The organism is Brevibacterium permense, assembly GCF_013280495.1.
GTDB classification, from domain to species: domain Bacteria; phylum Actinomycetota; class Actinomycetes; order Actinomycetales; family Brevibacteriaceae; genus Brevibacterium; species Brevibacterium permense.
Genome location: NZ_JABSSX010000001.1, coordinates 500,688 through 513,549, shown reverse-complemented (window position 1 = coordinate 513,549; position 12,862 = coordinate 500,688). Strand labels below are relative to the sequence as shown.

Annotated in this window: 9 protein-coding genes and 1 pseudogene; 5 read left to right on the top strand and 5 right to left on the bottom strand. The window is 66.6% G+C overall.

Annotated features, from left to right (window positions below; translation table 11 throughout):
- Nucleotides 1-13 precede the first annotated feature (13 nt).
- Nucleotides 14-862: a sulfurtransferase gene (locus HK353_RS02405; protein ID WP_342589784.1), complete on the top strand. Its 849-nt coding sequence runs from the start codon at nt 14-16 to the stop codon at nt 860-862.
- Nucleotides 863-1,270: 408 nt separating this feature from the next.
- The gene (locus HK353_RS02400) at nt 1,271-2,173 is read left to right on the top strand and encodes an NlpC/P60 family protein (protein WP_173151871.1); all 903 of its coding nucleotides are present in this window, start codon (nt 1,271-1,273) and stop codon (nt 2,171-2,173) included.
- A gap of 128 nt (nt 2,174-2,301) precedes the next feature.
- Here the strand turns inward: HK353_RS02400 and HK353_RS02395 are convergent, their stop codons facing one another.
- From HK353_RS02395 to HK353_RS02375, 5 genes are all read right to left on the bottom strand, one after another.
- Nucleotides 2,302-3,939: a glycoside hydrolase family 3 N-terminal domain-containing protein gene (locus HK353_RS02395; protein ID WP_245395714.1), complete on the bottom strand. Its 1,638-nt coding sequence runs from the start codon at nt 3,937-3,939 to the stop codon at nt 2,302-2,304.
- A 38-nt stretch (nt 3,940-3,977) separates the two neighbouring features.
- Complete coding sequence (locus tag HK353_RS02390) at nt 3,978-5,492, bottom strand: mannitol dehydrogenase family protein (protein ID WP_173151869.1); 1,515 nt, start codon at nt 5,490-5,492, stop codon at nt 3,978-3,980.
- Nucleotides 5,489-6,442, bottom strand: coding sequence for a carbohydrate ABC transporter permease (locus HK353_RS02385; RefSeq protein WP_245395713.1), 954 nt, complete (start codon nt 6,440-6,442; stop codon nt 5,489-5,491). Before HK353_RS02385 ends, HK353_RS02390 begins: the two co-directional genes overlap by 4 nt.
- Nucleotides 6,439-7,380 carry a carbohydrate ABC transporter permease gene (locus HK353_RS02380; protein ID WP_245395712.1) on the bottom strand — a complete coding sequence of 314 codons (942 nt, stop codon included), beginning with the start codon at nt 7,378-7,380 and terminating at the stop codon, nt 6,439-6,441. The genes HK353_RS02385 and HK353_RS02380 overlap by 4 nt, the downstream gene beginning before the upstream one ends.
- A 94-nt stretch (nt 7,381-7,474) precedes the next feature.
- The gene (locus HK353_RS02375; protein ID WP_173151867.1) at nt 7,475-8,833 is read right to left on the bottom strand and encodes an ABC transporter substrate-binding protein; all 1,359 of its coding nucleotides are present in this window, start codon (nt 8,831-8,833) and stop codon (nt 7,475-7,477) included.
- A gap of 130 nt (nt 8,834-8,963) precedes the next feature.
- Here HK353_RS02375 and HK353_RS02370 point away from each other — a divergent pair, with 130 nt between their 5' ends.
- The 3 genes and pseudogenes from HK353_RS02370 (at nt 8,964) to HK353_RS02360 (ending at nt 12,763) form a co-directional block, all read left to right on the top strand.
- Nucleotides 8,964-9,977, top strand: a complete 1,014-nt coding sequence (locus tag HK353_RS02370; RefSeq protein WP_173151865.1) for a sugar-binding domain-containing protein — start codon at nt 8,964-8,966, stop codon at nt 9,975-9,977.
- Nucleotides 9,974-11,471, top strand: a pseudogene (locus tag HK353_RS02365) (xylulokinase); the annotation flags it as partial. The gene HK353_RS02370 and the pseudogene HK353_RS02365, both read left to right, overlap by 4 nt.
- Before the next feature lie 194 nt (nt 11,472-11,665).
- Nucleotides 11,666-12,763, top strand: coding sequence for an ABC transporter ATP-binding protein (locus HK353_RS02360; RefSeq protein ID WP_173151863.1), 1,098 nt, complete (start codon nt 11,666-11,668; stop codon nt 12,761-12,763).
- The last annotated feature ends 99 nt before the right edge of the window (nt 12,764-12,862 follow it).

Below are 12,862 nucleotides of genomic sequence, written 5' to 3'. Positions count from 1 at the left end.
AAGAAATCCGCCCGTGAAGGAGATCGAATTGTCCCGCTCCGACGTTCTCATCAGCGCCGATGAACTGCTCACCCGAATGGCCGACTCCCCAGCGCCGAGGCTGCTCGACGTCCGCTGGACCCTGCCGAAGCCCGATGGCCGCGACGACTTCGCCGCCGGGCACATCCCCGGTGCCGTCTATGTCGATCTCGACACGGAGCTCGCCGACCACGGCACCACCGATCCGACGTCCGGTCGCCACCCGCTGCCGAGCCCCGAAGCATTCCAGGAGACGGTGCGCTCCTGGGGCATCGACGAAGGCACCGAGGTCGTGGTCTATGACGACAATTCCTCCCTCGGCGCGGCCCGGGCTTGGTGGCTGCTGCAGTGGGCGGGAATGAACGCGCGCGTTCTCGACGGCGGGCTCGCAGCGTTCCGTGACGCCGGCGGGACACTCGAGACCGGCGACTCCCCCGAGGTCACACCCAGTGCCGTGGAGATCAGCCCGGGTCGACTGCCTGTCATCGACGCCGAGGCGGCAGCCGGTTTCGATGGAGTCCTGCTCGACGCCCGCGCCGGTGAGCGCTTCCGCGGAGAGACCGAACCGCTCGATCCTCAGGCCGGTCACATTCCCGGGGCGAAGAGCGCTCCGGCCACGGACAACGTCCCCGCGGGGACGTTCCTGCCCGAGGCGCTGCTGCGCGAACGTTTCGACGACCTGGGTGCCCTCGATGGTCCCGTCGGCGTGTACTGCGGTTCGGGAGTCACCGCCTGCCACAACGCTCTGGCGCTGGCGACCCTCGGCGTCGAAGCGAGCCTCTACCCCGCGAGCTGGTCCGGCTGGTCATCCGATCCCGACCGACCGGTCGAGACCGGCAGCTGAGCGTCAGCCGCCACCGGGTCCTGAAGCTCAGCCACAACCGGTGCCTGACGCTCAGTCACCACCGCACTTGCGCACACCACCACATCCGCACGCGATGCCGCGCCGTCGGCATTCTTGGGTCGATCCACGGTGGTTGGCCGCGCAAAACGCCGTGGATCGACCCAAGAATCGCGTCTTGCGAATGTCACGAAACGTTATTCAAGGCTGAGACTGCGCGCTGAATCACAGTCGGAATCCGACGCAACCCCAGTCCCTCACCAGCCATTCTTGTCGGCGTCAACCCTGTGACCTGCGATTATGACCTCAAACTCGCCTGAAAATCCTTTTGTAACAAAAACGTGACAGAAGATCACGAATTCGTTACAGTGGAGGACATCGTCACACTCAGACAGGCAACGAGAGGAAATCGTGGCATCTAAGCAGCACGGCCGCCGCGCCGCGAACGCCAAGGCCAAGACACCACTGACCGAGCTGAGCGAACTGCTCGCAGCGAACTCCGGCGCATTCGGCCGCCGTGCCGCGGTCGTCGCCGCCAGCGGCGGACTGCTCACCGCAGCAGTCCTCCCCGCCGCCGGACAGGAAGCCGACGACGAGGCGAAGGTCGCAGCCGAGTCCGAGAAGCAGGCACCGGTCGAGTTCAAGAACCAGACACCGACCATCGATGCCGGCGGAGCGTCGAAGAAGGGCGATCAGGAGGCTGAAGTCACCGTCGACACGGACGTCGTCACCGCCGAGGCCGCCCCCAAGCCGAAGCCCAAACCGAAGCCGAAGCCCGAGCCGAAGGAGGAGCCGGAGACGACCGTCGCCGAGCCGGCTCCCGCTGAAGAGCCGGAAGAGGGACCGAGTGAGTCCTCGGATGATGACTCCGCTGGCACCAGCGACGAGGGTCCGGCCGATTCCGGAGACGACAAGAGCAAGGACGACGGCGCGGACTCGGGCTCCGGGGACGTGAAGGTCCCGGACGGATCGAAGGCCGAGCAGGTCATCGCCATCGCGAAGCAGTACGTCGGCACGCCGTATGTGATGGGCGGGACTTCACCCAGCGGCTGGGACTGCTCCGGCTACACCTCATTCGTCTACGGCAAGGTGGGCGTGGATCTTCCGCGCACGTCTTCGGCACAGAAGGGCGCCGGGCAGATCGTCTCGGCCTCCGAGGCGAAGGCCGGAGATATCATCTGGTCGCCGGGCCACATCGGCATCTACGCCGGCGACGGCATGATGTACGACGCCGGCAACACTTCAGTGGACACCAGCTACCGCAGCGTCGATTGGATGACCCAGCAGGGCGCGCAGTACATCCGCGTGCTCTGAGCCGCCTTCCAGAACTGAATACACGAGGGATCCCCTCGCCGGCACAGTGCCGGCGAGGGGATCTCTTATGTGCGCCGCTCGTTCACGGCCTTGGCTCGTTCACAGCCATAATCGCAGCTGCCTAGTTGTCACCCGCAGTCGGGAGCTTTGTCGCTTCCGTCGTATTCGGCAGGCAGCTGACCCGATGCCTCGAGGTCGCCTTTCAGCCACTTCGCCACGGCCCGCAGCGCGTACGGATTCGAATCGTACGCGGTCACGGCGGACTTCGCCGAGGTGCTGCGCATCGTCCACGGAGCAGCGGTGCCCACGGCCACCTCGGCGGAGGTCGACGGGCTCAGACTCACGGAGGTTCCACCGGATCCGACGGTGAGGTCCTCGGCCTCGGCTGCTTCCTTCAGCGCCGCCTTCTCCTTGTCGCTGCCGCCGACGATCGAGATCGAATCGGTCCCGGTGAAGGAGCATTTGCCCTTGAGCACGGTCAGCGACTTGTCAGCCACCTCGGTGAGGACCTTCTTCGGATCTTTCGCATCCGAGTCCCCGGCCTGAGCGCTCTTCTGAGCCTCGGCTGTGGCCAGCTGTGCGGCGACGACGCGTTCGGACTTCTCGACGAGGTCCTTCTTCTCAAGCGTCCCGTCCCCCATCGCCTTGACGATCGCCTTCTGCGCGGCTGCCGAATCCGGGGGCATGAGCGCGATATCGGCTCCAGCGGCGAGCGCCTTGACGGTCTCTCCGCCCTTGAGGTTCTGCGGCACGGCCTTCATGTTCAGCGCGTCCGTGGTGATGACACCGTCATAGTCGAGGATGTCGCGCAGCGCAGAGTACGCCTTCTTGTTCAGGGTCGCGGGCGTCGTCTTCGCATCGGGCAGCCCGATATGACCCATCATCACCATCGGCACCCCGGCCTTGACCGCGGATTTGAACGGCAGGAGGTCCGTGTCCTCCATCTGCTCGATCGATTTCTCCGACACCGGCAGGCTCTCGTGCGAATCGACGCCGAGGCGGCCGTGTCCCGGGAAATGCTTCGCCGAGCTCGACACCCCACCCGACCGGTACCCCTCGACGGCGTCGGCGACGACCTCGGCGACGTCCTCGTGGTCGGTGCCGCCCGAGCGGACGTTGATCGCTTTGTCTTTCGGCCCGACCGTGACGTCGGAGTCCGGGGCGAAGTCAATGGTGAAGCCCAAGTCGGTGAGGTTCTGCCCCTGCACGGTCGTGGCGTCGGTGATGAGATCGGAATCGTCGGTCGCGGCCAAGCCCATGAGCGGCGGGAACGGCAGCGCGGCGGTGCCGAGGCGTGACACCGGGCCGCCTTCCTGATCGACGCCGATCGATACGGGCTGACCCTTCGACCGTGCCGCGGAGATCTGACCAGTCAGTTCCGTGACCTGGTCCTTCGTCGGGTTCTCGACCAGGTTGTAGCCCATGACGATGACCCCGCCGAGGTGGTTCTGCTTGACCATGTCCACCGGGGTCTGCGTGTCGGTGCCTTCCCAGGTGCCGATGATGAGGGAGCCGGCCAGTTCCTCGTCGGAGAAGTCTCCGACGATGTCCGCAGCCTCGTCCTTGAAGTCGGCCGGATCGGCATCGGCGGGGTCATCCAGGGACGATTCGGTCTGGGCCTCAGGCTGCGCTTGGGTCTGAGAACCCGAATCGGCGGAGGACTTCTGTTCGGCCGTGGAGGATTCGGGGGCTGACGCTCCGCCGGAACAGCCGACGAGCGCGAGAGTCGTGGTCAGGGCCAGGAGGCTCAGGCGAGAACGCAACATGTCTCCATGCTAGACGTTCCCGCCTGCTCACCGCCTGTTCAGAGTTCTTCGTGAGCGGCCAGACGGCGGGCAGTCTCCTTCGCTCCCCGTTCGTGCAGCGATGTCAGTGCCTTGAGATACGGTTCAGTGAACCTCGGCTCCTCGGCGAGCGGTCCGAAGAACTGTTCCTGCCGGACGAAGGCCAGCGGGTCCTCGCCCTGTGTCGCGGCAACCGACTGCAGTTCGTCGGCATAGCGGTCGACGATGGTGAACCGACCTCCGGATTCGTCATGCCCTTCGGCATACCGAGCCCACGAGGCGCAGATCGCCGCGGCCACCTCGATCGGGTGGCCCGACGCGAGGTTGTCCTTGACGACCGGCAGCAGCCATTTGGGGATCCGGTCAGAGGACTCTGCGCCGAGGCGGGCGAGGGTGTCGCGGATCTCCGGGTTGCTGAAGCGTTCGATGAGCGAATCCTTGTAGGCGTCCAGGTCGATTCCGGGCAGCGAGGCCAGGCTCGGTGTGCCTTCCTCGTCCATGTATCGGCGCAGGTAGACGGGGATGTCCGGGTTCGCCATCGCCTCATGGGCGAAAGTGTATCCGCCGAGGAGACCGAAGTACGCGAGCCCCTGATGCCCGGAGTTGAGCAGCCGCAGCTTCATATGCTCATAGGGCTGCACATCGTCAACGACCTGGACCCCGGCCTCTTCATAGGGGGGACGACCAGAGGTGAAATCGTCCTCGAGCACCCACTGGAAGAAGGGCTCGGCGACGACAGGCCAGGCATCGGCCACTCCCGTGTCGGCCACGAGGTCCGCGCGGTCGCCATCGGTGGTGGCCGGGGTGATGCGGTCGACCATCGAGTTCGGGAACGCCACGGACTCGGCGATCCACTCGGCCAGGTCGGCATCGACGAGGCGAGCGAAGGCAGAGAACATCTTCGCCGCCACATCGCCGTTCTCCGAGATGTTGTCGCACGACTGCACGGTGAACGGTGCGACTCCGGCCTCACGCCGTGCTCGCAGAGCGGAGACGACATAGCCGAAGACGGTGGCCGGCAGCTCACCGGCTCGCAGCGCCTCGACATCGGCGACGATCGTCGGCTCATCGGTGATGAACTCCCCGGTGACGGGGTTGACGTTGTATCCTCCCTCGGTGACGGTCAGGGAGACGATGCGGATCGTCTCATCGGTGAGCAGGTTAAGCAGTCCGGCGGGGTCATCAGGCCCGAATCGGTAGTCGATGATCGACCCGATCACCCGACGTTCTTTGGTTCCATCGGCGTGTTTGAGCGTCAGCGTGTACAGGTGGTCCTGGTCCGCGAGAGCATCGCGCATGGCCACATCGTGGGGCAGAACTCCGGCCCCGACGATCCCCCAGTCGGCGGCCAACCCAGCCCCGAGCAGGTCGTCGAGGACCATGGCCATGTGCGCGCGGTGGAATCCGCCGACTCCGAAGTGGACGATTCCGGGTGTGACGGTCGACCGATCATAGGTGGGGACGGCGATGCCGTGGTCGGCCACCTCGGCGAGGTTGTGGCTGTTGAGGGTCAGCGCGGTGGTCGGTGCGGTCATTTGACGGCTCCCATGGACAGGCCCTGGACGAGTTTGTCCTGGGCGGCGATTCCGGCCACGAGCACGGGCACGGAGATGATGAGCGAGGCCGCGCATACCTGCGACAGGAACAGTCCCTGGGAGGTGACGAAGCTGGTGAGGAACACGGGTGCCGTCGATGCCGCCGTGGAGGTGAGCACGGTGGCGAAGAGGAGTTCGTTCCAGGAAAAGATGAAGCAGATCAGGGCGGTCGCGGCCAGTCCGGGCGCGGTCAGCGGCAGCAGGATCTGCAGAAAGACGCGCGGCAGACGGGCGCCGTCGAGTTCGGCGGCTTCGAGGACTTCGACGGGCACCTCGGCGAGGAAGGAGCGCATCATCCACACCGCGATCGGCATGTTCATCGCCGAGTAGATGATGATGAGCAGCAGCCAGGTGTCGAGAATGCCGAAGGATTTCGCGACGAGGTAGACGGGCAGGAGGCCCGCGACCATCGGCAGCATCTTCGTCGACAGGAGGAAGAACAGCACGTCCGACCAGCGTTCGATGCGGCGGATCGCCAATGAGTACGCGGCCATCGTGGAGAGGACGAGGACGATGAGGGTCGAGACGATGGCGGCGACCGCGGAGTTGATGAGGAACGGCCACGGGTTCGCGCCGTTGCCGCCGCCGAAGAAGTTGACGAAGGACTCCAGCGTCAGCGGAGCGAAGTAGCTCGGCGGGTTCGTCGAGGCGTCGGTCTCCGCGTGCAGGCTGGTCAGCAGCATCCACAGCAGGGGCGAGACGAACAGGAGTCCGACGAACCAGGCCAACAGACCGAGCAGGATCTTGCCCGCCCGTCCCTGGCCGGGCCGCCTCGGTGCGTTCGCCTTTCGCCGAGGCGGCTCCGCGGATCCGGGTCCGCCCGGTTCGGTCGGGGTGGGGGTCACCCCGGGTGCGGGGTGGTCGTCCACGGTGAGGTCGGGAGTGCTCATGAGTTCTCCTCCTTGAGCAGGGTCGATGCGGTGCGCAGGGCGAAGGTCGCAGTGATGAGGGAGGCGATGACGACGATGACGCCGACGGCCGAGGCGACTCCGTAGTCCTGGGCGACGAAGAACTCCTGGTAGATGACGTACGGCAGGGTGGCGGTTCCGAGCCCTCCGGAGGTCATGGTGAAGACCATGTCGAAGTTCTGGACGATGTAGATGGTGCCCAGCAGTGCGGCGAGTTCGATGTATCGGCGCAGGTGGGGCAGGGTGATGAAGCGGAAAGTCTGCCAGGGCCCGGCGCCGTCGACGAGGGCCGCCTCGTAGACGTCCATGGGTCGTGACTGCAGTCCGGCAAGCATGATGAGCATCATGAACGGCGTCCATTGCCAGACGAGCACGATCCCGATGCCCAGCAGCGGGTTCGAGGTCATGAGGTCCGGCTGTGGGGCGTTCTCTCCGAGCACGGTGGTCAGCAGTCCGTTGATCAGGCCGTACGAGGGGTTGAAGATCGCGTGCTTGAACAGCAGTGCGGCGGCGACGGGGACGACGAGGAACGGGGTGATCATCAGGGTGCGGACGAATCCGCGGCCGATGAACTTCCGATCGAGCAGCAGGGCGATGCCCAGGCCCAGCAGAGCCGAGGCCAGCACGACGCCGACGGTGAGCCCGACGGTGACGATGACGGCCTTGAGCAGGTTCGCATCGGTGAAGACCGTGACGTAGTTCTGCACGGTGCCGAAGCTGATGTCATCGGGGTAGGCGGCGTTCCAGTTCATGAACGAGATGATGATCGTGATCGCGAACGGGATCTGGGTGACGAGGATGACGAAGATCAGCGCCGGCAGCATGGGCGCGCGTTTGAGCCATCGGTCCTTGGCACGGGGTTTCGGCGGCGTGATCGGCTGCGATGCACGCTCGGCGGCTGGAGCTGACACTTCGAACATCCTTCGTCAGGCGGGTGGTGCGGTCAGTCGGTGGCCCGGATGTGGCCGTGGCCGCCTCGGGGAGGGTGATCGTCACCCTCCCCGAGGCGATCGGTCACTTCTTGTACTTGTCTCCGACCTTCTCGGCTTCCTTCTGGCCCTTCTTCAGGGCCGCATCGGCCGACGTGCGACCGGCGATGGCGGAGCTGACGTCTTCGGAGATACCCGTGGCGAGGTCCGCGAATTCGGGGATCGTCACGAACTGGACTCCCAGCGTCGGCCGCGGCTGGACTCCTGGGCTGACCGGATCGGCCGAGTTGATGGCGTCCTCGGTCTGCTGGTAGAAGGGCTTCGCGGCATTCTGGTACTCGGGGTTCTCATAGGTCGAGGTCCGCTTGCCCGCCGGCACATGCTGCCAGCCGAGCTCCTCGGCGACGGTCTCCTCGTAGTCCTTCGACGAGGCCCAGGCCACGAACTGCTTCGCCGCGTCCTGGTTCTTGCCTGCGGCCTGGATGCCCCATGCCCAGGTGTAGAGCCAGGAGCTCGACTCCGTCTCCTTCACCGGCGCCGCGACGTAGCCGATCTTGCCCTTGACGGGAGAGTCATCGGCCTCGAGGGTTCCGGTGGCGGCCGTCGAGTCGTACCACATGGCGACCTTGCCCTGCTGCAGGTTCGTCAGGCATTCGGTGTAGCCGGCCTGCGGGGCACCGGATTCGCCGTGGTCCTTGATGAGGTCGACGTAGAAGTTCGTGGCTTCCTTGAATTCCTTGGAATCGACCTGCGCGTTCCAGTCTTCGTCGAACCAGGTTCCGCCGAAGGTGTTGACCACGGTCGTCAGCGGCGCGAACATCTCGCCCCAGCCGGGCAGTCCGCGCAGGCAGATGCCCTTCGTGCCCTTCTCGGCGCCGTCGACCTTCGCCGCGAGCTTCGCGACTTCGTCCCAGGTCGGGTTCTCCGGCATCTCCACGCCGGCCTTGTCGAAGATGTCCGTGCGATACATGAGGAACGAGCCCTCACCGTAGAACGGCTCACCATAGACCTGGTCGTCGACCGTCATCGACTCGGCCATCGGCGCGAGGATGTCGTCCTGGTCGAAGCCCTCGGCATCGACGACGCCTTCGTCCATGGGCGTCAGCCACTTGTTCTTCGCGTAGGTCGGGATCTCGTAGTTCGACATCGAGGCGACGTCGTAGTTGCCGGCCTGAGCGGCAAACTCCTGGCCGATCTTCGCCCGCACTTCGTTCTCCGGCAGCACGGTGTAGTTGACCTTGATGCCCGTTTCCTTGGTGAAGTGGTCGGCCGTGAGCTTCTGCAGGTCCTGCATCTGCGGATTGTTGACCATGAGGACGTTGACTTCGTCGCCGCCGTCTCCGGCCGAGCTGCCGCCGGCACCACCACAGCCGGACAGTGCCAGTGCTCCCACCATGCCGATGGCCGCCCAGGCGGCTCTCCGGCCCGTGATCAGGTGTTTCATCGTTGTGCCTTCCCTCGTCCTTGCGGGATCGCAGCCCGCCGTCGGTTCGCTGCGAGAAAATCATATGAGCATCCGTGCTCATATGTGCAATACTGTGTCACGATCCAATCAGATGTGCAACACTTCACATATGAGCGAACACAAAGTCGTCGACGCCGAAGGGAGGCCCATGTCAACGGTGCCCACCGCCCGCCACCGTCGCTTCCTCGCGCAGCTGGCCCGCGATCACTACATCGAGGGGCGTTCCAAGGTCGAGATCGGCAAGTCGAACGGACTCAGCCGGTTCCAGGTCGCCCGCCTCCTCCAGGAGGCCGTCGATACCGGAGTCGTGACCATCACCATCGAAGCCGACGCCGGTGAAGCCGACGGTCTGGCCGAACAGGTCGCCGCGGCGTTGGGCCTCGACTCGGTCGTCATCGCCGACATCCCGGACGAGACCCAAGCCTCCCAGCAGATGGGTCGGGCTGCACTGTCGCTGGTCGGCCGCCACGCCCATCCGGGGATGCGCATCGGTCTGTCCTGGTCGCGCACCTTGGATTCCGCGGCCGCGTTCACCCCGGCCCTGCCCCGCTGCACGATCGTCCAGCTCGCCGGGGCGCTGCGCCTGGAATCACACCGTCCCAGCTCGGAGATATTCACCCGGCTGGGCCAGGATCCGGCCGTGAGCATGGTCCGCCTGCCAGCCCCGCTGCTCGTCACCGAGGCGGGAACCGCTGCTGATTTGCGTGCCCTGCCCGAGATCTCCGGAACCCTGGCCGCCGCCGATGACCTCGACCTCGCCGTGGTCTCCGTGGCCTCCTGGGCCGAGGGCCTGTCCTCGGTGTGGGAGAAGTGCTCCCCCGCCCAACGTCAGGCGGGCATCGACGACGGCGCCATCGCCGAGGTGTCCGGACGTCTGTTCGCCGCCGACGGATCCGATGTCACCACGATCGACGACCGCGTCATCGCCGTCACCCTCGATCAGCTCCGCCGCGCTTCGACGACCGTGGGCGTCGCCCGCGGAGCCGAGCGCGCCCGCGCGGTCCGTGCCGCCTGTGCCGCCGGGATCCTCGATATCGCGATCATCGACCGTGCGTTGGCCGATGAGATCCTCGCCGAGGCGGCCGACCCCGGTGGTGCCCCAGCCGAGGAGGAGTTCCGATGAGTTCGAATCGCAGGTTCGTCGCCGGTGTCGACTCCTCGACCCAGAGCTGCAAGGTCGTCATCGCCGATCCGGACTCGGGAGACATCATCCGCACCGGTTCGTCCCCGCACCCTCCCGGCACCGAGGTCGCCCCCCGAAGCCTGGTGGACGGCGCTGCAGGAGGCGATCGCGGCTGCCGGCGGACTCGACGATGTCGCGGGGCTGAGCATCAGCGGTCAGCAGCATGGACTCGTCGCCCTCGACGCCGAGGGCCGGGTCATCCGCGATGCCCTGCTGTGGAACGATCTGCGCAGCAAGGCCGCGGCCAGAGACCTCATCAACGCGGTCGGAGCCGCCGACTACGTCGCACGCACCGGGGTGCTGCCCGTCGCCTCCTTCACCGCCGCCAAACTGCTGTGGCTGCGCGATGCCGAACCGGGCAATGCCGCCCGGGTCGCCGCCGTCGCCCTGCCGCATGACTGGCTGAGCTGGCGCTTCCTCGGGTACGGCCCTGCCGACGCCTCCGTCCGCGGTCCCGTGCTCGAGGCCCTGGTCACCGACGCATCCGATGCCAGCGGCACCGCCTACTTCGACCCTTCCACCTCCCGCTACGATCTCGATCTCTTCCGCATCGCCTTCGGTGCGTCCGCCCGTGAGGCCGCGGGCCTGCCCTGCGCCGCGGATACGGACGCGGAGGCGGATTCACCGGACGTGGACGGGGACGGGCGAGCCGCCTCGGCGATCGTCCTTCCCCGCGTCCTCGCCCCCAACGAGGCGGCCGGGCACAGCCCGGACGGAATCCTCGTGGGCCCCGGGGCCGGCGACAATGCGGCCGCGGCGCTGGGACTCGGGGTCACCTCGGGGGATCTCGTCATCTCGATCGGAACGTCCGGTACGGTCTTCGGCACCACCGACCTGCCCATCGCCGATTCGTCCGGCACGGTCGCCGGGTTCGCCTCGGCCGACGGCGGGCGCCTGCCGCTGGTCGCCACGCTCAATGCCGCCCGCGTCCTCGATTCGGCGGCGAAGCTGCTGCGGGTCAGCCACGACGAACTCGCGGCCCTCGCGCTGGCGTCCCAGCCGGGAGCGGACGGGCTCACGCTCGTCCCGTATTTCGAGGGCGAGCGCACCCCGAACCTGCCCAATGCCACGGCTCGCCTCGAGGGGATGACCTTGGCGAACTCCGCGGCGGAGAATGTCGCCCGCGCCTTCGTCGAGGGAATGCTGTGCGGTCTGGCCGACGGGCTCGACGCGGTGCAGGCGCAGGGGCTGGAGGCCGGACGGCTGGTGCTCATCGGCGGGGCGGCACGCAATCCTGCCGTCCGGGAGGTCGCCCGCGATATCTTCACCGTGCCCATCGACGTGCCCGAACAGGCCGAATACGTCGCCATCGGGGCGGCTCGGCAGGCGGCGTGGACACTGTCTGGGTCTCTGCCGGACTGGACCGTCGAGCTCGTGGCCACTCTGCATCCGCGTCCATCGCGGGTGCGGCAGCAGTACCGGTCCTGTGCAGCGCAGACGGCTGCACAGCAGAAGGCGAGTCTCGTCTCGCCCGATCGCACAACGCCGGAACCAACTTCGTCCGAGCTCTCTTCGTCCCAACGCTCATCGTCCGAGCTCTCTTCGTCCCAACGCTCATCGTCCGATCAATCACTGACCGATCACCGTGGATCTTCGGGTGCGCACGCATCCGTGAAAGGTTGAGAACAATGGCCACAGTCACCTTCGACAAAGCACTTCGTCAATACCCCGAGGCACTCAAGCCCTCCGTCGACGAGGTCAGCCTCGACATCGCCGACGGGGAGTTCCTGGTCCTCGTCGGCCCTTCGGGCTGCGGGAAGTCGACGACCCTGCGCATGCTCGCCGGGCTCGAACCCGTCGATTCCGGTCACATCCGCATCGGCGACCACGATGTCACGGACCTCTCCCCCAGGGAACGCGATATTGCGATGGTGTTCCAGAACTATGCGCTCTACCCGCATATGAGCGTGCGCGAGAACATGGCCTTTGCCCTGAAGATCGCGGGAGTCGCCAAGCAGGAACGCGATCAGCGCGTCGAGGAGGCCGCCCGCCTGCTCGACCTGGAGCCGTACCTCGATCGCAAGCCGAAGGCGCTGTCCGGCGGGCAGCGCCAGCGGGTGGCGATGGGTCGTGCCATCGTCCGGTCCCCGCAGGTCTTCCTCATGGACGAGCCGCTGTCGAACCTCGATGCGAAGCTGCGGGTGCAGACCCGCGCGCAGATCGCCTCGCTGACCCGCCGCCTCGGCGTCACCACCGTCTACGTCACCCACGATCAGGTGGAGGCGATGACGATGGGCGACCGGGTCGCGGTCCTCGCCGATGGCCGGCTGCAGCAGGTGGACACTCCGGCGAACCTCTACGATCGACCGGCGAACCTCTTCGTCGCTGGCTTCATGGGCTCGCCGGCGATGAACCTCATCGGGGTGCCGGTCGAGGGAACGTCGCTGCGCCTCGGCGCTGTCGAGCTGTCCCTGACTGCGCAGCAGCGTGAGCAGGTCACCGGTGAGACGGTCACCGTCGGCATCCGTCCGGAGGATCTGAAGGTCACCGAGACGCAAGGCCTCGAGGTCACCGTCGATCTCGTCGAGGAGCTCGGCGCCGATGCCTACGTCCACGGTCGAGCAGTCCTGGCCGGGGGCGAGAAGACAGTGGTGGCTCGCGTCGCCGGCCGCTCGACGATCCGCCGCGGGGACACCGTGCGTGTCGCTCCCGATGCCGCGCGCCTGCACCTCTTCGACACCGCTTCGGGCAGCCGCCTGGCCGAGGACGCACGCCGCGCAGCGTGAACGGCGGGCCGGGCGCCGTGATCGGCGGGGCAAGGAAAGCGAGCGCATCGCGGGACGGCAGAGCCGCCTCGGCGGGGGAATGCGGGGCATCACACAGCT